22 protein-coding genes are annotated in these 23389 nt (G+C 40.2%); 13 read left to right on the forward strand and 9 right to left on the reverse strand.

Features of this window, described 5'->3' with window-relative positions:
- Window positions 1–50: 50 nt before the first annotated feature.
- The 3 genes from B9Y89_RS02640 to B9Y89_RS02645 form a co-directional block, all read right to left on the reverse strand.
- Complete coding sequence (locus tag B9Y89_RS02640; protein WP_254901169.1) at window positions 51–380, reverse strand: YqzG/YhdC family protein; 330 nt, start codon at window positions 378–380, stop codon at window positions 51–53.
- 91 nt (window positions 381–471) lie between these two features.
- Window positions 472–648: a hypothetical protein gene (locus tag B9Y89_RS18925; RefSeq protein ID WP_176222073.1), complete on the reverse strand. Its 177-nt coding sequence runs from the start codon at window positions 646–648 to the stop codon at window positions 472–474.
- A gap of 74 nt (window positions 649–722) precedes the next feature.
- Window positions 723–2669, reverse strand: coding sequence for an aconitate hydratase (locus B9Y89_RS02645; RefSeq protein WP_085521257.1), 1947 nt, complete (start codon window positions 2667–2669; stop codon window positions 723–725).
- A 170-nt stretch (window positions 2670–2839) separates the two neighbouring features.
- Here B9Y89_RS02645 and B9Y89_RS02650 point away from each other — a divergent pair, with 170 nt between their 5' ends.
- The 4 genes from B9Y89_RS02650 to B9Y89_RS02665 all read left to right on the forward strand — a co-directional run bounded on the left by B9Y89_RS02650 (window position 2840) and on the right by B9Y89_RS02665 (window position 7654).
- Entirely contained in the window at window positions 2840–3508 is a 669-nt protein-coding gene (locus B9Y89_RS02650) for a DUF421 domain-containing protein (protein WP_085521259.1), read from the forward strand.
- 166 nt (window positions 3509–3674) lie between these two features.
- Window positions 3675–5084, forward strand: a complete 1410-nt coding sequence (locus B9Y89_RS02655) for a SpoVR family protein (protein WP_085521612.1) — start codon at window positions 3675–3677, stop codon at window positions 5082–5084.
- 876 nt (window positions 5085–5960) lie between these two features.
- Window positions 5961–6377 (forward strand): arsenate reductase ArsC, encoded by a 417-nt coding sequence (locus B9Y89_RS02660; RefSeq protein ID WP_085521260.1) that lies wholly within the window; start codon window positions 5961–5963, stop codon window positions 6375–6377.
- Between the two features lie 209 nt (window positions 6378–6586).
- A complete protein-coding gene (locus tag B9Y89_RS02665) occupies window positions 6587–7654 on the forward strand; it encodes a two-component system sensor histidine kinase NtrB (RefSeq protein WP_085521262.1) in 1068 nt (355 codons plus the stop codon).
- A gap of 53 nt (window positions 7655–7707) precedes the next feature.
- Here the strand turns inward: B9Y89_RS02665 and B9Y89_RS02670 are convergent, their stop codons facing one another.
- Complete coding sequence (locus B9Y89_RS02670; RefSeq protein WP_085521264.1) at window positions 7708–8259, reverse strand: GbsR/MarR family transcriptional regulator; 552 nt, start codon at window positions 8257–8259, stop codon at window positions 7708–7710.
- A gap of 317 nt (window positions 8260–8576) precedes the next feature.
- On the opposite strand from B9Y89_RS02670, the gene B9Y89_RS02675 reads away from it, so the two are divergent.
- From B9Y89_RS02675 to B9Y89_RS02705, 7 genes are all read left to right on the forward strand, one after another.
- Window positions 8577–9776 carry a quaternary amine ABC transporter ATP-binding protein gene (locus B9Y89_RS02675; RefSeq protein WP_085521266.1) on the forward strand — a complete coding sequence of 400 codons (1200 nt, stop codon included), beginning with the start codon at window positions 8577–8579 and terminating at the stop codon, window positions 9774–9776.
- Window positions 9773–10615, forward strand: coding sequence for an ABC transporter permease (locus tag B9Y89_RS02680; protein WP_085521268.1), 843 nt, complete (start codon window positions 9773–9775; stop codon window positions 10613–10615). The genes B9Y89_RS02675 and B9Y89_RS02680 overlap by 4 nt, the downstream gene beginning before the upstream one ends.
- 18 nt (window positions 10616–10633) lie before the next feature.
- Entirely contained in the window at window positions 10634–11572 is a 939-nt protein-coding gene (locus tag B9Y89_RS02685) for a glycine betaine ABC transporter substrate-binding protein (protein WP_085521270.1), read from the forward strand.
- Window positions 11573–11700: 128 nt separating this feature from the next.
- Window positions 11701–11898: an alpha/beta-type small acid-soluble spore protein gene (locus B9Y89_RS02690; protein WP_085521272.1), complete on the forward strand. Its 198-nt coding sequence runs from the start codon at window positions 11701–11703 to the stop codon at window positions 11896–11898.
- Between the two features lie 281 nt (window positions 11899–12179).
- Window positions 12180–14696, forward strand: coding sequence for a preprotein translocase subunit SecA (secA, locus tag B9Y89_RS02695; RefSeq protein ID WP_085521273.1), 2517 nt, complete (start codon window positions 12180–12182; stop codon window positions 14694–14696).
- Between the two features lie 97 nt (window positions 14697–14793).
- A protein-coding gene (gene prfB / locus B9Y89_RS02700) for a peptide chain release factor 2 (RefSeq protein WP_217807166.1) occupies window positions 14794–15901 on the forward strand; the annotation gives its coding sequence in 2 pieces (ribosomal slippage) (window positions 14794–14865 and window positions 14867–15901; 1107 coding nt in all).
- A 78-nt stretch (window positions 15902–15979) separates the two neighbouring features.
- Window positions 15980–16864: a YitT family protein gene (locus B9Y89_RS02705; RefSeq protein WP_085521275.1), complete on the forward strand. Its 885-nt coding sequence runs from the start codon at window positions 15980–15982 to the stop codon at window positions 16862–16864.
- 134 nt (window positions 16865–16998) lie between these two features.
- Here B9Y89_RS02705 and B9Y89_RS18930 read toward each other — a convergent pair whose 3' ends face one another.
- The 5 genes from B9Y89_RS18930 to B9Y89_RS02725 all read right to left on the reverse strand — a co-directional run bounded on the left by B9Y89_RS18930 (window position 16999) and on the right by B9Y89_RS02725 (window position 21482).
- Window positions 16999–17151, reverse strand: a complete 153-nt coding sequence (locus B9Y89_RS18930; protein WP_176222075.1) for a hypothetical protein — start codon at window positions 17149–17151, stop codon at window positions 16999–17001.
- 221 nt (window positions 17152–17372) lie between these two features.
- Window positions 17373–17576 (reverse strand): hypothetical protein, encoded by a 204-nt coding sequence (locus B9Y89_RS02710; protein ID WP_085521277.1) that lies wholly within the window; start codon window positions 17574–17576, stop codon window positions 17373–17375.
- On the reverse strand, window positions 17577–18803 hold the full coding sequence (locus tag B9Y89_RS02715; protein ID WP_085521279.1) for a Ger(x)C family spore germination protein: 1227 nt from the start codon (window positions 18801–18803) through the stop codon (window positions 17577–17579).
- Window positions 18772–19893 carry a GerAB/ArcD/ProY family transporter gene (locus tag B9Y89_RS02720; protein ID WP_085521281.1) on the reverse strand — a complete coding sequence of 374 codons (1122 nt, stop codon included), beginning with the start codon at window positions 19891–19893 and terminating at the stop codon, window positions 18772–18774. Before B9Y89_RS02720 ends, B9Y89_RS02715 begins: the two co-directional genes overlap by 32 nt.
- Window positions 19893–21482 (reverse strand): spore germination protein, encoded by a 1590-nt coding sequence (locus tag B9Y89_RS02725; RefSeq protein ID WP_085521282.1) that lies wholly within the window; start codon window positions 21480–21482, stop codon window positions 19893–19895. The genes B9Y89_RS02720 and B9Y89_RS02725 overlap by 1 nt, the downstream gene beginning before the upstream one ends.
- Before the next feature lie 340 nt (window positions 21483–21822).
- On the opposite strand from B9Y89_RS02725, the gene ftsE reads away from it, so the two are divergent.
- On the forward strand, window positions 21823–22509 hold the full coding sequence (gene ftsE / locus B9Y89_RS02730) for a cell division ATP-binding protein FtsE (protein ID WP_085521284.1): 687 nt from the start codon (window positions 21823–21825) through the stop codon (window positions 22507–22509).
- Window positions 22499–23386, forward strand: coding sequence for a permease-like cell division protein FtsX (gene ftsX, locus B9Y89_RS02735; RefSeq protein ID WP_085521286.1), 888 nt, complete (start codon window positions 22499–22501; stop codon window positions 23384–23386). Before ftsE ends, ftsX begins: the two co-directional genes overlap by 11 nt.
- The last annotated feature ends 3 nt before the right edge of the window (window positions 23387–23389 follow it).

Here is a 23389-nt window from a genome sequence, read left to right on the forward strand (position 1 = left end):
ACGCCATTCATCCCATTGAAAGCTTTTCAATGGGACAAATGGGATTTGTATCAATGCCCCGTTTCCTTAAAAGTGATGTTAATAAACTGTCCACTCATCGGATTGAATGTGACATTAACATAAACGCCAAATTCTTTATTCTGTTGCTTCAACCACAACTTAAATTTCTCAACGGCCTCGTCATTTGATTGCTTTTCTCTGCCAATGTGAAGATAATCAACGACTTGAGCGTTTGAGTATTTTTCCTGCGCTTTTTTTACCGCAATTTTACCCCACTTAGCATACGCGGGTGCCTGTTGGGTCTCCGCATCTACCTGGGGAATGTTGTTCGCTCCATTGATTCCTATCAATAAGACCAATGCTGCTAAAATTTTATACATGATAAGCACCTCGTATAAGATTAGAATTATTTTGCCCACAATCATTAAAATCATGCAAAAAAAGCACCAGCGTTATGCTGGTGCAAAAATCTTATTCCAATGTCCGGTTCATTTCGTCAACAGAAAACGGTTCTGATGGTTTCAAACTTTCTCCTGGATCGATAATGCCGTCACCGCCGCAAACAGAGCATGTGTAACGCCATTCCTCGTCATCCATTAGTAAGCCTTCACCATCACAAGCTTTACAGATCCTATCTTTGTGCGGCATAACCATCTCTCCTTATGATCCGTTTCCACGTTAGTTTCTCACGTGAAGATCAAAATGATACGAGAGGTTCATGGTTATTTTTGTTTGTTTTTAACCCAGTTAATTAAACCGCCGGCTAACATCATATCCTTCTGTCGCTCGGATAATGCGTGTTTGACATTGACAGTTTGGTTTTTGCCCTTAATCTTAACGTCCCATGCTTGACCTTCTTGTATCTTATTTCTCAAATCAGTGAATTCAAGGACGTCACCTTGCTCTAATTTGTCGTAATCATCTTCATTTGTAAATGTCAGCGGTAAAATGCCGAAGTTAACGAGGTTTTGCCAATGAATCCGGGCAAAGTCTTTGACAAGCGCCACACGTAATCCGAGATATCTTGGGCCAAGCGCAGCATGTTCACGACTGGATCCTTGCCCATAGTTAAAGCCGCCAACAATGGCATGGCCGCCTTCTTCTTTAATATCCATAGCCCGATCATAGTAGGTATCGTCAACAATTTCATAGGTGAATTTGCTGATCTCCGGCAAGTTACTCCGGTATGGTAGCACACGGGCGCCGCCGGCGAGAATTTCATCTGTTGAAATGTTATCGCCCACTTTTAATAAGATCGGTAATTCTAATTGATCAGGCATGCTATCCATCTCTGGAATAGACGCGATGTTCGGTCCTTTAATAAGTTCAACCTTCTTGGCTTCTTCGGCCGGCAAAGGTTGTTCCAAGAGTTGATCGTTGACAGTTGGATCCGTAGGTTCCTTAACCTTTGGATAATCAAAATCAAGAGTACGCGGATCTGTGATAACACCTTTTAAGATCGAAGCCGCTGCGGTCTCAGGGCTACATAAGTAGACACTGTCTTCTCTTGTCCCTGAACGTCCCGGGAAGTTTCTCGGTGTCGTCCGCAAGCTAACTCGTCCGGTCGCTGGTGCTTGCCCCATGCCGATACAACCATTACATCCAGCTTGGTGCAAACGAGCTCCTGCACTTAAGAAGTTTGCCACGTGACCATCTTGGGCAAGGTCTGTCAACATTTGCCTTGAGGTTGGATTAATATCGAATGATGTACGATTGGCGATTTGCCGTCCAGCCACCATTTCGGAAGCAATCGCAAAATCACGATAACCCGGATTGGCGGATGAACCGATGTAAGATTGATAAATCGTTTCACCAGCAATTTCTCGGACTGGAACGACATTACCTGGACTCGACGGTTTTGCGATAAGCGGTTCCAATTCGGAAAGATTGATTTCCTCATCTACATCATAGGTTGCACCATTGTCGGCCAAAAGCTCTGTCCATTCATCTTCACGGTCTTGCTCTTTTAAAAAGCGTTTGACCTCGTTATCAGCAGGAAAGACTGTTCCGGTCGCTCCAAGTTCAGCGCCCATATTCGCAATAACGTGGCGATCCATAGCACTTAGATCTTTTAACCCAGGTCCATAATACTCGATGACATGATTGACACCGCCTTTAACATCATGGCGACGTAATAATTCAAAAATAATGTCTTTAGCGCTGACCCAATCAGGTAACTCTCCTGTTAATTTAATGCCCCAGACTTTGGGCATTTTTACATAAAAGGGTTCACCAGCAATAGCCATAGCGACATCGATACCACCGGCGCCAATGGCCAACATCCCCATACAGCCATTGGCACATGTATGACTGTCAGAGCCAAGTAATGTTTTGCCGGGTTTGGCCAACCTTTGCATATGCACTGGGTGACTCACGCCGTTACCTGGCCGGCTAAAATGGAGACCAAATCGTTGTGTAGAGCTCTCCAAGAATAAGTGGTCATCAGGGTTCTTACTATCTTCCTGAATTAAGTTGTGGTCAACATATTGAGCCGAAGCCTCTGTTTTGGCGTAGTCTAAACCCATGGCTTCAAGTTCAAGCATAACCAGGGTTCCCGTTGCGTCTTGGGTTAAGGTTTGGTCAATTTTCAGTCCAATTTCTTCTCCGGGCGTCATCTCACCTGAAACAAGGTGGTCTTTAATGAGTTTTTGAGCAACATTAAATGCCATAATTTACCTCCTATAATCAAACCTTCATGTTTATGATATTCATCGTACAATTAGTTTACCCTAATTTACACTTGAAATAACGAGATTTTTCAGGGATAAGTTAAATGGATAAGTTAAATAAATGAGCAAAGACTAATGAAAGAATTTATAATTAAGAGAGGGTATTCTGTATGGCAGATTTTAATTGGATTTGGAAAGCCGTTTTGATGGTCATCGTAGGCACATTTCTTTTGCGGATTGCCGGTCGCAAATCAATCGCTCAAATGACGCTTGCGCAAACCGTGCTGATGATTGCGATTGGTTCCTTATTGATTCAACCTGTTTCTGGAAAAAACTTATGGGTGACTTTCGGCGTAGGTGCTGTATTAGTGGTGACCCTCATCGCTATGGAATTTGGCCAACTCAAATCAGATAGTATTGAAAAATTCATAACAGGAAAGTCTGTTCCATTAATTGAGAACGGAACACTCAATGAAAAAAACTTGAGCCATCTACGGTTAACAGTTGATCAACTTGAAATGAAGTTGAGGCAGAAAAATATTAAGAAGGTGAGCCATGTTAAATGGGCCACGTTGGAACCAAACGGCCAATTGGGCTATGAACTCAAACAGGACTATCAGCCTGCGCTCAAGAAGGATTTGCAATCATTGGCTACAGATATAAGTGAATTAAAGGAAGCCCTTAACCATTTGTTAAATGATGATGACTTGTTAACGGAGCTGAATCAAAAGCTAAATCGAATGAATCAGACTTTAGCACAGTCTAGTGACCAGTCTGATATCTTTAAAGAAGTTCAGCAAAAAGGGCATAATGATACACCGCCAAAACGACTGCAATGATGATATATTAAAATAATTTTTCTGTTACGCCACTGAGGTGGCGTGTTTTTTTGTCCTTATTTAATAAACGAAAGAGACAGAGCAGTTGTAGACACGCCTAACCCTATTCATTCATATAATGACATCAACATACATTGTGTTAAAAGGTGATAAGGGGATGGTCGTGTTGAAACCTGAATCACGTCAGGAATTGGATCGAACAATTGATGAAATTACGGAGATTGCTGATGGCTTTGGTCTTGATTTTTTTCCGATGCGTTATGAAGTTTGTCCCGCGGATATTATTTATACATTTGGTGCTTATGCGATGCCGACGCGGTTTTCACACTGGAGTTTCGGTAAGCAGTATCACAAAATGAAACTGCAATATGACCTTGGATTAAGTAAGATTTATGAACTCGTGATTAATTCCAATCCGTGCTATGCTTTTTTATTAAATACCAATAGTTTGATTCAAAATAAAATGATTATCGCTCACGTCCTTGCCCATTGTGATTTCTTCAAAAACAACATCCGGTTTCAGAATACCCGTCGTGACATGGTCGAAAGCATGAGCGCGACGGCTGAACGCATTAAGCATTACGAATATGAGTATGGTAAAGAGCAAGTCGAAACGTTTATAGACGCTGTACTTTCCATTAATGAGCACATTGATCCATCATTGGTGAAATCAGCTGCCCAACCGGTCCATACTAAGAATCATAAGACGCAATCTCATCCTCAATCGTCCTACGAAGATTTGTTGACGATGGATAAGGATGTAAAAGAAACTCTGCCCGCGAAAGTTTCTCCACGGTTTCCTGAACAGCCGGAGAAAGATTTGCTCCTGTTTATTGAAGAACATAGTCGTGAACTGACAAATTGGCAGCGTGATATTATGACCATGTTGCGCGAAGAGATGCTTTACTTCTGGCCGCAGCTGGAAACAAAAATCATGAACGAAGGCTGGGCGTCATATTGGCATCAGCGAATATTAAGAGAGCTTGATTTAACAAGTGATGAAGCGATCGACTTCGCTAAGTTAAACGCCAATATCGTCCAGCCAAGCCAGAATCAAATTAATCCTTATTATATGGGATTAAAGATTTTAGAGGATATTGAAGAACGGTATGATAACCCAACGGAAGAGATGCGGAACATGGGCATTAAACCGAACAGAGGACGAGAGAAAATTTTCGAAGTTCGTGAATTGGAATCCGATCAGTCCTTTATCCGTAATTACATGAATAAAGACTTGGTTGAACGTGAGGATTTATTTTTATATGAAGAGCAGGGTGATGAATACAAAATTACGAGCAAAGATTGGACGGAGGTTCGGGATCAATTAGTGGCTACGCGTGTCAACGGTGGGTTCCCTTATATTGCGGTTCAAGACGGTGATTACCTAAAAAACGGTGAACTTTATCTCAAGCATTATTATGAAGGGACGGAATTAGATATCAAGTATTTAGAGAAGGTGCTGAGACTCATCCATCAGCTTTGGGGACGAACGGTTAACTTGGAAACAACGGTCGAGGATCATCGCGTTCTGTTTACAGCTGACGGGGAAAAAGTACATCGGAAACGGTTGGACTAACGCTTTAGATCATTCAGTCAATTTTTTGGGTAGTTATCAAAAGGGAATGAGGCTGGAACAAAAGTATAATAGTCACAGAATCATCCGAACGTGTTGATTAATCCGTTCGGATGATTTGTTTAAAGGGTCGTTCCTGTCATCGCTTCGTCAAAATCCTTCGCTTGCCGCGGGGCACGGCCTTAGCTAACTTGGTCAAGAAAACCGCTTGACCAAGTGGATCTTCGGTTCGTGCTTCTGCATCTTCAAGCCTATTCAGAGAAGCAAGATGCTTCGTCGCAGTCTAAAAAAGCATTCTAAGGCGTTCGTGCTGTTCCCGCAGGCGTCTACGAATTTTGACGACGCTTAGAACTGGCTTTATATCTTATTGTTCGGCTTCCTGAGTGTCCTATTTTAGATTTATACCAGCTTGGTTTCCTTGACTATTAAAAAGTTTAAATTGACAAATTAAATAAAGTAAGCTATAATTAAAATCTAGATAAGTTAAGTAATATTTTCCTCCAGTAGAAACCATCTTTTTTCCTCTCTGGAAACACCCATAATTAAAATTTCCTTATATTATTTAGACTAAGAACGTTTTTGAAAGAATAATTCACACTGGCACGGTCATCGGAGCCGTAAGGACGAATGAGAGGTAGGGCATTCGTTGTTTTAAGATTTCAGAAATCATGCTGAAGTTAGTCTCGGAACACTATAGTGAAAATCAGGGTTTGGTTTTATGGCATCTCTACTATCTAGAAGTGGCAATTTTGTCCTTATGCAACTCAATTTTAATAATATGATTTGCTAATGAGTGTCTAAGGAGTGGATAATGTTCCGTCCTTAGACATTTTTTTCTTTTAAAATTTTAAATCAATTTCAGCAGAAAGGAGTCAATACATGGAGAAACCTATTCTATATTTTATTGATATTGGCAATTCAATGTTTAGTCAAATGGCAGAGGGTATTGCCCGGTACTATTTGGAAGAATACTATATCTTTTCAGCAGGTGTTGACAAACATAGTATAGATTCAAGGGCAGTCAAAGCGATGGAGAATATTAATATTGATATCACAGATCAGACATCGAAGTTGATTGATATGGAATTATTGATGAACGCCGACTCTATGATCACATTGTCAAAAGAAGCCGAATTGCAATGTCCAAAACCAAGGGATGTGAATCAGTTTTATTGGCGATTCCCAGAACCATATAATTTAGAGGGATCTAGGGAAGAAAAATGGCAAGCGATAACGAAGGCGAGGGATCAGCTTGAAAGGCTTATCCGCCAATTTAAAGACAAAAAAATATCCTAAGCGGTTAAACCTCTTTTCTATCCTTCAGAGAAAGTAGAAGAGAGGTTTTTTAGTTATCATAAATTAGGTATAACAGCCTATTTAAAAAAAGTGCATAAAAATGAGTTTGGCTTGCTACACATTCGGGTAAATGAAATACGTTGAAAACTATTTTTTTAAGCAAGACATACGTTTTAAAAAGTTGAGAAATAAGGGGGTTAAAAAATACCATGAAAATGATAAGTGAAAGCCCGGTGAAGCAGATATCACAGTATCCATTTCCTTATTTTCTACTTGATCTGAATGCCAACATTATAAGCTGTTCAGGTAAAGCCCGGCAACAGTTTGGGGATATTGATGATTTAAGTGATATTATCAACCGTAATGAATTAGCATTTTATGATCATTTGTCACAAGATGATACCGATGTCCCGATTGAGTTAATGTTAAGAACTGTAGCGGGGTTCAAACCTTTTAACGTCTTCAAGCAAATCTCTGGCCCAAAAAGGATTGAACTATTTTGTATTCCAATAGACAATCAATCAAAGGCAATGAAACAAACCATTGATGAATTGAAGCGACATATTCATGATATTGAAAAACGCGTGCAGGAAGATCAACACCTAGTTAATATCGGAAAAATGGCGGCAAACTTTGTCCATGAAGTTCGCAATCCATTAACAACTGTGAAGGGGTTTGTCCAATTACTGCAATCTTACACTGAAGATGATACATATAATAAATATGCCGATGTGGCGCTTGAAGAGTTGGACCGTGCTAATCAAATTATTGGTGAATTTTTGTGCGTTTCCAAACCGTCTGATCAAGAAAGGACCGTTGTCTCTGTATGTCAACTGGTTAAAAACACCATTATTCTATGTGAAAGTGTAGCGTTAAATGCCAAATGCGTACTTGACTATCAATTACCTGTCGAACATGTTAATGTTAAAGTCAATACACAGCAAATTAAGCAAGTCTTAGTCAATATGATAAAAAATGCCGTTGAGGCAACATCTGAGAATGCCAGCGATACCCATGGAGAAATTAACATACATACCAAAATAAATCGCGGTTTTATCCATATTTATATCAATGACAATGGGGCTGGTATGGATCAATCCACATTAAATTATATTTTTAAACCGTTTTATACAACAAAGTCATCCGGAACGGGCTTGGGCTTATCTGTTTGTAAGGATATTATTGAGGAACATGGCGGGTCAGTAACGGCAGAAAGTCAATTAGGAATCGGTACTTGTTTTATTATTTCTTTACCCATTTTGCATAGGCAAGTATAATCATGCAAATCAAAACGGTCTTGGTTCTCCAAGACCGTTATCAATCGCTTCTATTATTCCATTCGTTCAATTGTTTCAAAAATTTCTTGTGATTCAAAGTAATCAAATAGTTTGTCGAGCCACAAATAGTATTCCTTAGAGGATTGGAGTTTTTCGATGTCGGACATGGCCAATTGTTGTTCAACGCTGGTTAAATCGTGATGGTCGATGATTTGTTGCAGTTCACTCAATGATTCATCGATAGACTGTAGATTAGATTGAATGACTTTCCGCCATTGGTGAGTAAAGAAATCAATAAATATTTGATACCAGTCCTTCTTAGCTGTATACAAGTCCTTCCTGACACCTTTTTGCCATACTTTTTCTACCATGTTCAAATCGGTTAGTGCCCTGACGGAAGTGCTCATGCTGGTTTTACTCATTTGTAGCTCTTCTTTCATATCATCGAGTGTCAGCGGCCGGTCTTCAAAAAATAAGGTGCCATATAAGCGACCAATCGAAGGAGTTACCCCGTATAAGTACATATTTTGCGAAATGGTTTCAATCACTCGTTCCCGCGCTTTTTTAATGGCCATTTGATTATCTGTCGGTTTCTGTATGCTCATTCACTCACACCCGTCTAAAGCTTTATAATCGTCTAATTTTATAATACCGTATTTTTTTTATATGAAAACCATGAGATAGACGAGGAATTTTGGGTAATTTGGAGCAATATTGAGGAATTAGTATTATATTTTTGTTCAGTATGAACTGTATGTTTTAAATGAACTATTAGTATTTTATATGCTGTTTGTTTAATATAACGACTTATATGTAAAATAGATAAAGTAAGTCGAACAAAAAATATGTTTATTAAATCTTTTTTGGGGAACTTATATGAAAGTATAAAATGAATGAGTGCGTTTAGGATTGAGGTGAACCAATGGATAAGATTGAAGTTCGTGATATTACGAAAGTTTTCGGTAAAGCCCCTAAAGAAGGTATTGAGTTACTAGATAATGGCCTTTCCAAAGATGATATTCTTGATAAAACCGGAATGACTGTCGGGGTTAATAAGGCAAACTTTAATATCAAAGATGGCGAAGTTTTCGTTATTATGGGGTTGTCAGGTAGTGGTAAATCAACAATGGTTCGAATGTTGAACCGTTTGATCGAGCCGACTGGAGGTTCGATATTGGTTGATGATGAAGATGTCACACAGATGAGTAAACAGCAATTACGTGATCTCAGAAGAAAGAAAATGAGCATGGTTTTTCAAAATTTTGCTTTATTTCCGCATAGGACCATACTTGAGAACACTGTATATGGACTTGAGATTCAAGGTGTGACGAAAGCTGAACGGAATGAAAAAGCTGTGAATTCACTTGAACTCGTTGGATTGAAAGGTTATGAAGACAAACGTCCAGATGAGTTAAGTGGCGGTATGCAACAACGTGTTGGTTTGGCACGTGCATTGGCTAATGATGCCGATGTCCTGCTTATGGATGAGGCGTTTAGCGCATTGGATCCACTAATAAGAAAAGATATGCAGGATGAACTGCTTGACCTTCAAGAGCGGATGCAAAAAACGATCGTATTCATTACACACGACCTTGATGAGGCCTTAAGAATTGGTGATCGTATTGCATTGATGAAAGACGGTTCCGTTGTTCAAATTGGATCACCGGAAGAAATCATGATGAATCCTGCCAATGACTATGTTGAGCAGTTCGTTGAAGATGTTGATGTCACTAAGGTCTTTTCAGCCGAGCATGTTATGAAACGGGCTGAACGGGTTAATGTTGATCGCGGTCCGCGTACGGCGCTTAGGTTGATGAAAGACGAAGGTCTGTCTTCAATATACGCCATCGATAAAAACAAGCAATTTCTGGGTGTTCTTTTTGCTGATGATGCTAAAAAGGCCGCTGAAACTGGCAAATCGTTAGAAGAGGTTGTACAGGACGTTGAATCTGTGACACCGGATACGTTACTTAATGATATGTTCGATGTCGTTTCTAATTCTAACGTACCAGTCCCTGTTGTCGAAGACGGCCGCTTAAGAGGGATTGTTAAGCGTAGTGCTATTATCGATGTGATGGCTGACAGCAGTGAGATCACGAACGGAGATGAGGTGAACGAATGAACGATCAAACACCATTTTTGCCAAAGATAGAAATTGGATCATGGGTATCCGACTTTATTGACTGGGTCGTAGCCAGTTTCGGTGGATTTTTTGAGTGGCTGGCGAGCTTTATACAGGGTACAGTTGGAGGTATTGAAAGCTTTTTCGGATTATTCCATCCTTTTGTATTTATATTAATTATCGCAGCGATTGCGTTTTGGCGCAGTGGCAAGGGTGTCGCGATTTTTACAATCATTGGGTTATATTTAATTTTTAATTTAGGTTATTGGGATGACACGTTGAAAACACTGGCACTCGTCTTTTCATCAGTGATTCTTTCCATCATTATCGGTGTTCCATTTGGCGTTTTGGTTGGACTAAATGACTGGGCCAAACAGATTATTACACCTATATTGGACTTCATGCAGACGATGCCGGCTTTTGTCTACTTAATTCCGATGATATTCTTATTCGGTATTGGTATGGCACCAGGTGTTGTTGCGACAATTATTTTCTCGATTCCACCTACAATTCGATTAACGGGCTTGGGGATCCGACAAGTGCCTGAAGATCTAATGGAAGCTTCACAGGCGTTTGGTTCAACGACTTGGCAGAAGTTATTTAAAGTTCAATTGCCATTATCACTGCCAACGATTATGGCAGGGATTAACCAAACGATTATGCTTGCTTTGTCCATGGTTGTTATTGCATCACTAGTTGGTGCGCCAGGACTTGGGGAGCAAGTTTACTTAGCTGTAACACAGCTGCGTATTGACATTGGTGTTGAATCTGGTTTAGCGATTGTTATTATCGCAATTGTGTTAGACCGGATTTCACAAAATATAGCAAAACAAAACTAATTAAGGGGGAAACAATTTATGAAGAAATTCACTACAGCATTTCTTGCCGTCTTCATGGTACTAGGTCTGGCGCTTGCTGGTTGCGGCAACAGCGGATCTGATGACGGTTCAAACGAAAATTCGGGAAGCGATAGTGATAGTTCAAGCTCAGAATCCGTTGGTGAAAAGGTTGATTACACCATCACAGGTATTGACCCAGGTGCTGGTGTTGTCAAAAACTCTCAAAAAGCGGTCGAAGAATACGGTTTGGATAAATGGAACGTTAAGACAAGTTCCGGTTCAGCCATGACAGCAGAACTTGACAAGGCCTTTAAAAATAAAAAGCCTATTGTGGTAACAGGTTGGAAGCCACATTGGATGTTTAGTAAATATGACTTGAAAATCTTGAAAGATCCTAAGAAAGTTTTTGGTGAGTCTGAAGCTATACACACAGTTGTTACAAAAGGTTACAAATCAGAAAATCCAAATGCTTACAAATTTTTAGATCAGTTTAAAATGTCAATGGAAGATTTAAACTCTGTTATGCTTTCGATTCAGGATGGCAAATCTAAAGCAGAAGCAGCGAAGGCTTGGATTAAGGATCATCCAGATAAAGTTAAGGCATGGGAGAAAGACGTCGAGAAGGTTGATGGTAAAAACATTAGACTTGCATATGTTGCATGGGCATCAGCCATTGCGAGTAACAATGTAGTCAAAGTTGCATTAGAAGATTTAGGATATAAGGTTGAACTTAAGCAATTGGCAGCAGGTGCTATGTGGTCAGCCGTCTCAAAAGGTGGCGATAGCGGTGCTGATGCAACGGTATGTGCATGGCTACCAATCACCCATGCTGATTACCAAAAGCAATATAAAGACGACGTTAAAGATCTAGGTGCTAATCTTGAAGGTGTAAAATTGGGTCTTACCGTACCAGAATATATGGATGTTGATTCCATCGAAGACCTTAAATCAGAATAAGATTAAAGCTGAGGACTTAAATAAGTCCTCAGCTTTTTTTGAGAGGGAAAAAAATACCTTTGAAGATAAGCGCATAGTTTCTTGAAAAAAACACACAATAGTTAATGTACAAAGGGAGGTGAACACTGATGGCAGACAACAATAGTAACCAAATCTTAGTGCCAGGTGTTGAACAAGCACTTGATCAAATGAAAACTGAAATTGCCGGTGAATTCGGTGTTCAACTTGGTGCTGACACCACTTCTCGCGCCAACGGTTCTGTAGGCGGAGAAATCACCAAACGTCTTGTTGCTCAATCACAGCAACAATTCGGCGGTCAGCAATAGTCATTTGAAAACAAAAAAATAGTGATATGGCTAAGGGAAGCAGGGCAAACCTGCTTCCTTTTTTCAGTGCATGAACTTAAGCCATACAGTTGTATGAAGTTGTGCAACATTGATGTGACGTTAAAATCCTTGTTTATGGATGAATGTTTAAATAGATAGCTGTATACTTATCCCTTGCGAATTGTAAACGCCCCCGGGAATTGTTAAAATGATAGAGTGACGTATCGTATATTTCATAAATTGTGATCATGGTGAGTTTTCTACAATATTAGAGGTGTTCAATCATGGGCTTATTGAAAAAGATCGTCGGTGATCCGGCGCAACGGAAATTAAATAAATTTCGAAAAACAGCAGATAAAATTGAAAGTTTTTCAGATGAAATGAAGCAAAAAAGTGATGCTGAACTCCGGGAAAAAACTGAGGAATTCAGAAGGCGGTTAGATCAAGGTGAGACACTGGATGATCTTTTGCCTGAAGCTTTCGCCGTTGTTCGTGAAGCTTCAACGCGCGTGCTCGGTCTGACCCCGTTCTACGTCCAGTTGCTCGGTGCAATATCTTTGCACGACGGTAATATATCGGAAATGAAGACAGGTGAAGGGAAAACGCTTGTTGCCACGATGCCAATGTATTTGAATGCGATTGGCGGCAGAGGGGTTCACCTTGTCACAGTCAACGAATATCTAGCGTCCCGTGATGCCGAACAAATGGGTGAATTGTTTGATTTTCTCGGGCTAACGGTTGGCCTCAACGTTTCCGGCATGTCTCATGAGGAGAAGCAAGAGGCTTATAATGCAGATATAACTTATGGGACAAACAATGAGTATGGCTTTGATTATCTACGCGATAACATGGTGCTGTATAAAGAGGAAAAAGTTCAACGTGAGCTTAACTATGCGATTATTGATGAGGTCGATTCTGTACTGATTGATGAAGCACGGACACCGCTAATTATTTCTGGCAATGCTGAAAAATCGACGTTGCTCTATACGCAAGCAAACCAGTTTGTCCGTTTGTTAAAGGAAAATGATGATTATACCATTGATATCAAAACTAAATCAGTGCAACTGACCGAAGAAGGAATAACAAAATCGGAGAATTTTTTCAATGTGGACAACTTATATGACTACAGTAATGTTCAATTGAATCATCACGTGCACCAAGCATTAAAAGCCCATGCCATCATGCACCGGGATACGGATTATGTTGTCAAAGATGAGGAAATTGTGATCGTTGACCAATTTACAGGTCGCTTGATGCCGGGACGCCGGTTTAGTGAAGGTTTGCACCAGGCGATTGAGGCTAAAGAGGGTGTTCCGATTCAACGGGAGAGTAAAACCCTTGCGACCATCACTTTCCAAAACTACTTTAGAAGGTATAATAAGTTATCCGGTATGACGGGTACCGCTAAAACAGAGGAAGAAGAATTTCAAAGCATATATAATATGGATGTTATTTCTATACCGACAAACCTACCTGTTGTTCGTGTTGACCATGCTGATTTAATCTACAAATCACAAGAAGGCAAATTTAAAGCCGTTGCTGATGAGATTGAACGGGCTCATAAAAGAGGACAACCGGTGCTCGTTGGTACAGTCGCCGTGGAAACTTCCGAATTGATTTCAAATTTATTGAAGAAGCGCGGTGTTAAGCATAATGTATTGAATGCCAAATATCATGCCAGTGAGGCAGAAATTATAGAAAACGCGGGGCAACCTAATGCCGTAACGATTGCTACCAATATGGCTGGACGCGGAACGGATATTAAACTAGGCGATGGTGTCAAGGAGCTTGGCGGTCTTTATATTATTGGGACAGAGCGGCATGAGTCACGTCGAATTGATAACCAACTTCGAGGTCGCTCCGGCCGGCAAGGTGACCCGGGACAATCGCAATTTTATCTTTCCATGGAAGATGAGTTGATGCGGCGTTTCGGATCAGAACGGATGCAATCAATGATGGAACGTCTGGGCATGCAGGACGATCAGCCGATTGAAAGTAAGCTTGTGAGTCGTTCTGTGGAATCCGCGCAAAAACGAGTCGAAGGTAATAACTTCGATGCTCGTAAGCAAGTGCTGCAGTTTGACGATGTTATGCGGCAGCAGCGTGATATTATTTACAAACAACGTGCTGATGTTATGGAGTCAGAGAATCTTAGTGATGTTGTCAAAGATATGATCACATCGGTCATTGAACGCATTGTTAATGCTCACACACCGGAAGACTCAGTGCCGGAAGAATGGGACTTGCAGCCGATTGCGGATTATGCTAATGGGACCTTTTTTGATGATGGGGTTATCACCGTCGAGGATCTAAACGGAAAGGATCCGGAAGAGATGATTGAACTCCTGTATGATAAGGTCGTTGAAAAGTATCAAGAAAAAGAAGAACGCTTCACAAGTGAGCATATGCGGGAATTTGAGCGAGTAGTTATGCTTCGGGCGGTTGATACAAAATGGATGGATCATATTGACGCCATGGAACAATTGCGTGAGGGCATTCATCTTCGTGCATACGGGCAAAATGACCCATTCCGTGAATATCAAATGGAAGGCTTCGAAATGTTCGAAGAAATGGTTGCATCCATTGAAGAAGAAGTCGTTAATTATATTATGAAAGCGGAAATTGAAAATAATCTTGAACGTCAGAAAGTGGCCGAAGGTGAGGCGGTCAATCCACAGGAAGACGGAGAAGAAAGAACGAAAAAGAAATCACCGGTTGAACGAGGCGAAAAGACCGGTCGTAATGATCCGTGTCCTTGTGGAAGCGGAAAAAAATATAAGCATTGCCACGGAAAGTAAAAGGCTGTTTTATAAAAGATTGTTGCTTTATATGACTAAATAGCAACAATCTATACGAAAAAAGCCTAAATTAAATAAGGTGCTGGAGGAAATGATCATGGAACTTGCAGATATTAAAAATGAACTCGCTCAGATGCGGGATAGGCTTGAAGAATTCAGGGGGTCTCTTTGACTTAACAGATAAGCAAAATCGGATTGCTGAACTTGAGCAGCAAATGACAGCACCGGGATTTTGGGATCAACAGGATACAGCTCAAACTGTCATCAATGAGGTTAATGCTTTAAAAGAGGTTGTCAATGATTTTCAAACCCTTGCAGAAGGCTTTGAGAACCTTAAAGTGACCTATGAATTAGTACAAGAAGAACATGATGCTGATCTAGAAGGTGAGCTTGCTGATGACCTTGTTTCCTTACGTGATGCTTTTAACAAATTTGAACGAAACATGCTTTTAAATCAACCCCATGATAAAAACAATGCCATCCTTGAACTTCATCCAGGAGCCGGGGGGACAGAATCTCAAGATTGGGCAGCTATGCTGTTACGTATGTACAAACGTTGGGCCGATGATAAAGATTATTCGGTGGAAACATTGGATTATCTTCCGGGAGATGAAGCGGGTGTCAAAAGCGTGACGCTTCATATAAAAGGCAATAATGCTTATGGCTATTTGAAGGCGGAAAAAGGGGTTCATCGTTTAGTTCGAATTTCCCCGTTTGATTCTTCTGGGCGCCGGCATACATCGTTTGTGTCTTGTGACGTCACACCCGAGATTGATGATAGTATTAATATTGACATTAAACCTGAGGAACTGAAAATTGACACTTATAGGGCAAGCGGGGCTGGTGGACAGCACGTTAATACCACTGATTCGGCCGTCCGGATGACGCACTTGCCAACGAACACAATTGTGACGTGTCAGTCGGAACGTTCACAAATTAAAAACCGTGAAAAGGCCATGAAAATGCTGAAAGGCAAGCTCTATCAGCAAGAATTGGAAAAGCAACAACAAGAAATTGAAAACATTCGTGGCGAACAAAAAAGTATTGAATGGGGCAGTCAAATTCGTTCATATGTCTTTCATCCTTATACCATGGTTAAAGACCACCGGACGAGCCTCGATATCGGTAATGCTCAAGGGGTTCTTAATGGGGATTTGGATCCGTTGATCGATGCCTACTTACGGTCGCTCATGAACGAAACGTAAAGCATCCTATTTTAAGGTTGCTTTATGTTATCATAGTTTTTGGCTATACTATGAGCATGATTCGCGTGTAAGGGGTTGATGGTTATCAGTCAGTGGATAAGGAAACAGAGCACATCGCCTGTTTTACGCCTTTTCATGGATTACATCTATGTTTTAATTGGATCAGCATTTGTCGGCATTGCTTTTAATGTTTTTTTACTGCCAAACCGGGTAGCTTCCGGGGGCGTCAGCGGAATTAGTACAATTGTTCATTGGACGTTAGGGTGGGAAGCCTCTTATGTTCAATGGGCGCTTAATATTCCGTTGTTTGTTTTAGGTGTGGCGCTCTTGGGGAGTACCTTTGGTTATCTTCAGTATGCTTTGAAGACATTAGTAGGCACTATCTTTCTTCCGTTTATCGTTTACATAACTTCTGGCTGGGACGCAGCCACTCACCATGAGTTGTTGGGGGCTTTGTTCGGCGGAATTGGTGTTGGACTTGGTTTAGGGATTGTTTTTCGTGGCAATGCCTCAACAGGTGGGACGGACTTGGCGGCCCAAGTCATTCATAAATATACCGGTATTTCATTGGGGACATGTGTTGCCTGTATCGATGGCTTGATCGTTATCAGTTCAGCGGTTTACTTATCGATTGAAAGTGCTTTGTTTGCATTGATAGGTATGTATTTGACAGGAAAATTAATTGACGTTGTCCAAATGGGATTCAATACATCAAAATTAGTTTACATTATTTCTGATCAGCAAACGACTCTAAGATCGGTCATTTTGACAGAAATTGATCGGGGCATTACTCGAATTGATGCTCATGGAGGGTTTACAGAGAATAAACGGCCCATGTTGATGTGTGCTGTGTCTCAAAGCGAAATCACAAAGTTGAAGCATACGGTGAAGGCTGTAGATCCGACCGCTTTTATGATTGTAACGAATGCTGTGGAAATTGTCGGTGAAGGTTTTGAGGAATAAAAGATTAGCGGCTGACATTTGCTGCTTTCTTGCGCCGGCAAATGATTGCAAGGGGAGGGGGATGAGTCCCCCAATGGGAACACCGCAATGTCTTGTCGAACACCAAGATTAGCAACTCCTGTGGGTTGGGTATCTCAGCCATCAGACTTTGATTGTTCATCGCTATCTTGGTTAAAGGGCCGCCCGTTGGTCGACTTTTCTGACATGATAGTCATGTTGGGATTTAAAGCTGTGTCCGTTGGAATATCGGGTTGCCAAAAGTTGTGATCTTTATGTGTTTGCTTCACAGCAGAACACCTCCATAACATATAATATGCAAATTAAAGCAAGGTATGACAGTTTTTTTGCTATAAAGTCGAATGATATTGGCCTAACACTTCCAAAGTCATTGACTTAAAATTAATTTATGTCGATAAAGCTTGGCTGGTTCTTGATATTTGGAAGACTATAGGCTCCAATATTTTTATTCTTGACGGATCGATTTTTTTTATTCAAATAGGACAACATCTCATGAGGTGTTGTCCTTACTCTGCTTTACCTGGTTTTTCTCATTTTTTTGTTCATCTTCTTTTTCAGCAATTTTCCAAGGTGGATCGCCGAGTTGATGAAGATAGTGGTTGATTTTATAGATCGTATATGGAACGACAAAAGAAAGAACGGTACAGATTAAAATAAGGTACGGCGGGTACTTTCCGATAAGATGGGATAGCATTTACTTCTGTCCTCCTGCTTTGTATTGTTCTTCAACATCGGTATGATTTTCTGTACCAATATTCCGCAAGGATACATTCACATTAATATTAAATTTAACTTTCGAGAACAACTTGTCACCATTTTCCCAATCTCCCTGTATTTTATTCCAAAGCTTCCAGTTATGAACTTTTAAATAGTCATTAACTCCGAGTATATCTGCAACAAGATCATCTTGAAGCCGTGTAATGGTATGCTTGACCTTTTTCTTAATGCTTTCACCGATCGCTTTCTCAATTTGATTAAGGACCGTTTTTGATAATAAGTTAACAGAAGTACCAATTTCATATATCGCTCCTTCTGTTCCAATAGTAAGATTCATGGTGATATCCCTTTTACTTTTGACACTGGCACTCATTTGGCTTTTGGCCCGCTCAATCTTAAATGAGACGTGTTTGTTGTTAAAAGGGGGGCGGATGACACCGCCACTTGCTTTACCTCGAATAAACTTTAAACCGGCGACTTCTTGACCGGTCAGAAAGCCAATAAGCTTGTTGGAAATCCCTTTAAAGACAGCTCCTCCTTCAACTTTTAAGTCAGAGCCTTGTAAAAAGATTGTCTGGATAATAAAACTTTGTTTGTTATATAAGTCTTCATTAATATCACTAATCCGAGAGGGTTGTAACATTTGCATGTTTTTATAGCTATTTTCTGTGATTGAATTAATAAAAAGGCCGGGAATATCAGAACTTGGCGGATTTAAATTAAGAATATCTTGAGCTGGATCCTTTGTAATCAATATCTTAATGCCCCGGCGCATTTCCGGTGACCGAATAAAGTAGTCAATCGTATTTTCAAAGGCCATACTTTGGGCCACCTCTTGAGAAATGAGTATGACTTTTAGATGTTCATAAAAGGGTGAACGACTTGTATTAGCAGCGACGTTATGAATATTTTCCATAACGGTTTCACCGCTACTCACCATGTTTTCAAACGGTTTGGTCTTTGACCCGCTGCCACTGCTTCCGCTAGCCCCTGTAGACACGCCACCGGGAACCACAATTTGCTGGATTAATTTAAATTGTTCATCAGGTGGAACATTTTCAACTGGATCTAATCCAACTCCGGTAACAAAGCCCCGATCCTCAATCTCAACACGATCCCAACAACCGCTTAAAAAAAGAATTGGGACAATCATTAATGCAATACCTATACGTTTAAGATTTTTCATGACGGGTTGTCTTTCCACTTTTAACCCCCCTTACCTTGGCAATTAAGAGTAAGAGTAACGGGATTACTGTGCCACAGCTGAAACTTAAAATGGACGTGTATACGCCTAAAGTTTCAATTTCCGGGAATGTTTGCGGAGCCATGGCCACCAAATAGATCATAGGAGCTAGAACCAGAATCCAACTAAATTTTTTAATATTAAAGATTGACTTCATCGCAATCGTGGCAACGTCAAAGGCCATAGTTGCTGTTGTGTAAATCGCCATAATCCAAACTGTAAAAAATAAAGAATCAAATCGTTCAAAGAAACTAACAGGCGCATCAATTTCTTTAGCTATTTCAATGGTAGGATAGAGAATTTCCTTAACAGTTGTTGAAAATACACCCACACAGAAAAAATATGTTGCTAAATTCAACAGCAGTGGTAAAAGAATACCAAGAGATGCTGATTTAGGTGCCTTATCAGGTCGGTTAATAAATGCGATGTAAAATAAAATGACCTCGAAACCTGCTATGGCCGTAAAGGCATTCAACGATCCCCTGATCATGTCCCTTGGGGGTGTCACAAACATTGGCCGTAGGTTTTTAATTTCAATATAGTTGATATTAAGTAGCTGAATGATAATAATCATAACAAGGATAATGGGTATAAACATCATATTTAAACGGAGGAGAGCAACAGACGAACCGGCGACAGCATAGATGACGACGAGTAAAAATATGAGCGCAATAACCTCCATGGGTGTTTTATCAAATATATATAATTTGGCGACATTGGAAATCACTCGAATTTCATAGCCACATATGAAAATAAAATTAATCGTCATGTAAACTGTTAATATTATTGCAATTGGCTTCGTAACAATACGTGAACTGTAAGTATAGAAACTTTCACCTGGAAAACGGGTCGCCAGTTTTGCAATTAAAAACACGATACAAAAAGCGAAAAGGCCACTAATAATAATAGAAATCATGCCATCTCCGTTTTCCGTGGATGAGGAGACTAAACGCGGCATGTTTAAGATACCTACGCCAATGGCCATAGACGCGACAGCATAAAAGAGTTCTTTATTACTAATTTCTTGATCACCGTATTCAAATGAACGCATTAGCGGCGACCCCGCTTTCTATTAGACCGGTCTTGATCCCCAGTTTGTGTCATCTTTGGCCTTCTACTCATCATGGTTAAAGGCACGCGAACAACTAAGTCTTTAAAGTCACTATATAGTTGCGGCGCAAATGGTGTGGCATAGGGAATACCAAAACTTTTCATGTTAGTAAAATGAACATTTATCATGATATAGATAAGCACGAGGCCATATAAACCAAATATGGCCGCTGCAAACATAATTGCAAATCGAAGTAGGCGCAATGAAATCGCTAGACTGTACGATGGTAAGGAAAAAGATGAAATAGCTGTCAAAGCAACAATGATCACCATGATGGGACTGACAATGCCTGCTGTAACAGCAGCCTCTCCGATGACAAGACCACCAACGATACCAATGGTTTGACCAATGGGTTGGGGAAGACGTAACCCCGCTTCACGGAGCAACTCCATAATTCCCTCCATGATGAGAGCCTCAATGAGTGATGGAAAGGGTACCCCTTCACGTGTAGCCGCAATCGAAAAGGCAAGTTTTGTCGGAATCATACCTGGATGATAGGCCACGAGGGCCACGTATAGCCCCGGAAGAAATACTGAAAAGAAGGCAGCTATATAGCGTAACATCCGGATGAATGACGCCAAAAGCCAACGTTCATAATAGTCTTCAGCCGAATGGAACAATTGTCCAAATGTCACTGGGACGATTAATGCGAATGGCGAATTATCAGTAAGAATGCCAACGCGTCCTTGAACAAGTGCAGCCCTGACTCGATCAGGCCGTTCGGTATGTTGAACCTGTGGAAATGGAGATAAAAAACTATCTTCTATCCATTGCTCAATATCACCTGATGACTCTACATCATCCAAATCAATTGATTTAAGTCTCCGGACAGTTTCTTTAACAAGCGCAGGATTAACCACGCCGTCAAGATAAGTTATCGTAACATCCGCCTTGGATCGACGGCCCACCTTAATGGATTTCATCCGTAAGTTGGGATCACGGATACTCCGACGGATCATACTAGTATTTGTTCGAATATTTTCTATAAAACCCACACGGGGACCTCGAACAACCGCTTCAGTAACTGGAGGTTCAATACTTCTTGATTTCCATCCTTTGGTATCAACCATTATGACTTGGTCAAGACCATCAATGAAGATCGCTGTATTACCGGATAACAATGGTAAAGTGACATCATCCAAAGTTCTAACTCGATCCACCTCAGACGCTGGCAAAGCATCATATTGTAAGGCATTAATAATGGCTTCACCATCATCTTTTGATATATTATCGTCAACATACTTATTGAATGAATGAATCGATTTAATAAGTCTTTGTGATATGTAGTCGGTTTTGACAAGACCATCTATGTAAATAATTGCGCAATCTCTGTCATATCCACCTAAAGAAGCTTTCTTTACAATAAGATCGCTGGGATTATCCATCATTGATTGAATGTTATTGATATTCTTTTGAAGATCCTTGTAAATGGTGACTTCGAATGATGGTGTCTGCTGTTTCTTGGTATATGAATGGGCGTTCTCCATTATTTTAGGGTTACTTCGTCGAAAGAAAGATCGAAACAACACAATCACCACTTAACTTCGAGTATATATAGTGCTCTTATATAGGATCCGCCAATCAATCAAAAATATACGAATCATTTTTGAGAAAGTCATCATTCGAATTACAAACGTTTAATGTTATGAAATGAAAATGTAATAAAAATTTGTCTTAACTTGTCTAATAGTGGTGTTATAATGTTCATTAAGAGTTAAAGTTCTTATAATCTCCAGTTGAAATAAAAGTCTCTCACTTTCATTCTCATTTTTTCTATAAAAACAACGAAAAATATAACCGAAATTAAAATAGAAACCTCCCATATGGACAACATGAAGAAACCAACGGTCATTAAGGTGTGATAATTTGATGATTCAGATGAAAGATATTTGGAAATCCTATACCAATGGTGTTATGGCAGTGAACAATATCAATGTGGATATCGCCAAAGGAGAATTTGTATATATTGTCGGGCAAAGTGGGTCAGGGAAATCGACATTAATTAAATTGATGTACCGTGAGGAAAAACCGACAAAGGGTCAAATTATTGTTGATGGAAAAGATGTGGCCAAGCTCAAGCGCCGCCACGTTCCCAGCTTAAGACGTCAATTAGGTGTAGTATTTCAGGATTATAAATTGTTACCAAAACTAACAATCTATGAGAATGTTGCTTTTGCCTTAGAAGTTATTGAAGAGCATCCACGCAATATTCGCCGACGAGTCATGGACGTTCTTGATTTGGTCAAGCTTAAACATAAAGCGCGTTTTCTTCCGCAGGAACTTTCCGGCGGTGAACAACAAAGAATTTCGATTGCCCGATCGATTGTTAATAATCCTTCCATTGTTGTTGCTGACGAGCCGACAGGGAACCTCGATCCCGATACCGCTTGGGGGATCATGGAGGTTTTTGAACGAATTAATAATAATGGAACAACGGTTGTTATGGCCACACATAACCGGGAAATTGTAAACAATTTAAAGCGCCGTGTGATTGAAATTGAAGGCGGTATGATTGTTCGTGATGAACAACGAGGTGAATACAGCTATGAAGCTTAGAATGCTAGGCAGACACATTAAAGAAGGTCTGAAAAATCTCGGAAGAAACGGATGGATGACCTTTGCTTCCGTTAGTGCTGTGACCGTATCGCTGCTTCTGGTTGGTCTGTTCATGATGGTCATCTTGAATTTAAATAGTATGGCCGACCAGGTGAAAGATGACGTGGAAATTCACGCTTTTATTGATGTCACAGCGAATAGTAGTGATGAAAAGCATTTAAAAGAACAGATTAAGCAAATTGATCAAGTTCAGTCCATCCAGTATCAAACAAATCAAGAAGGATTGAATAATCTCGCTTTGGGTGACGAAACCGAATCCTATGTTAAGTCTTTGGATAATATCGGTTTTCTACCAAACTATTATGTTGTTAAAACAGAAAATCCTGAACAAGTACCTAAAGTTGCTAAAGAAATCAAACAGTTCAATCATGTAGGTGAATTGAAATACGGCCAAGGCAAGGTTGAAAAACTATTCTCTGTAGTTGATATTGCTAAGAGTGTTGGTCTAGTCCTAGTTGTAGGCTTGTTATTTACATCCATATTTTTGATTACGAATACGATCAAACTTACAATTGTTGCTCGCCGAACAGAAATAGAAATTATGAAACTAGTGGGTGCAACGAATGCGTTTGTTCGATGGCCGTTTTTCATGGAAGGGCTTTTCTTGGGGATTCTTGGTGCTGTATTACCGGTCGCGGCTGTCGCTGTCGGTTATCAATATATTTACCAGCATTTTAATGACCGGATGATGTCCATGTTTGAAATGATCCCTTACCAGGATTTGGTTATAATGCTAGGTAGTATTTTATTGGTACTCGGTGCCTTGATTGGCGTTCTTGGCAGTATGCAGTCGGTTCGTAAGTTTTTAAGTGTGTAAAAG

It is taken from the genome of Tuberibacillus sp. Marseille-P3662, assembly GCF_900178005.1.
Classification (GTDB): domain Bacteria; phylum Bacillota; class Bacilli; order Bacillales; family Sporolactobacillaceae; genus Marseille-P3662.

Excerpts from the sequence above, each read along its gene's own strand:
- B9Y89_RS02665 (WP_085521262.1), top strand. The coding sequence starts at position 6,587 with ATGAAAATGATAAGTGAAAGCCCGGTGAAGCAGATATCACAGTATCCA.
- B9Y89_RS02670 (WP_085521264.1), bottom strand. The coding sequence starts at position 8,259 with ATGAGCATACAGAAACCGACAGATAATCAAATGGCCATTAAAAAAGCG.
- B9Y89_RS02710 (WP_085521277.1), bottom strand. The coding sequence starts at position 17,576 with ATGCTATCCCATCTTATCGGAAAGTACCCGCCGTACCTTATTTTAATC.
- ftsE (WP_085521284.1), top strand. The coding sequence starts at position 21,823 with ATGATTCAGATGAAAGATATTTGGAAATCCTATACCAATGGTGTTATG.
- B9Y89_RS18925 (WP_176222073.1), bottom strand. The coding sequence starts at position 648 with ATGCCGCACAAAGATAGGATCTGTAAAGCTTGTGATGGTGAAGGCTTA.
- B9Y89_RS02680 (WP_085521268.1), top strand. The coding sequence starts at position 9,773 with ATGAACGATCAAACACCATTTTTGCCAAAGATAGAAATTGGATCATGG.
- B9Y89_RS02645 (WP_085521257.1), bottom strand. The coding sequence starts at position 2,669 with ATGGCATTTAATGTTGCTCAAAAACTCATTAAAGACCACCTTGTTTCA.
- B9Y89_RS02690 (WP_085521272.1), top strand. The coding sequence starts at position 11,701 with ATGGCAGACAACAATAGTAACCAAATCTTAGTGCCAGGTGTTGAACAA.
- B9Y89_RS02685 (WP_085521270.1), top strand. The coding sequence starts at position 10,634 with ATGAAGAAATTCACTACAGCATTTCTTGCCGTCTTCATGGTACTAGGT.
- ftsX (WP_085521286.1), top strand. The coding sequence starts at position 22,499 with ATGAAGCTTAGAATGCTAGGCAGACACATTAAAGAAGGTCTGAAAAAT.
- B9Y89_RS02720 (WP_085521281.1), bottom strand. The coding sequence starts at position 19,893 with ATGCGTTCATTTGAATACGGTGATCAAGAAATTAGTAATAAAGAACTC.
- B9Y89_RS02705 (WP_085521275.1), top strand. The coding sequence starts at position 15,980 with ATGGTTATCAGTCAGTGGATAAGGAAACAGAGCACATCGCCTGTTTTA.
- B9Y89_RS02675 (WP_085521266.1), top strand. The coding sequence starts at position 8,577 with ATGGATAAGATTGAAGTTCGTGATATTACGAAAGTTTTCGGTAAAGCC.
- B9Y89_RS02660 (WP_085521260.1), top strand. The coding sequence starts at position 5,961 with ATGGAGAAACCTATTCTATATTTTATTGATATTGGCAATTCAATGTTT.
- B9Y89_RS02640 (WP_254901169.1), bottom strand. The coding sequence starts at position 380 with ATGTATAAAATTTTAGCAGCATTGGTCTTATTGATAGGAATCAATGGA.
- B9Y89_RS02650 (WP_085521259.1), top strand. The coding sequence starts at position 2,840 with ATGGCAGATTTTAATTGGATTTGGAAAGCCGTTTTGATGGTCATCGTA.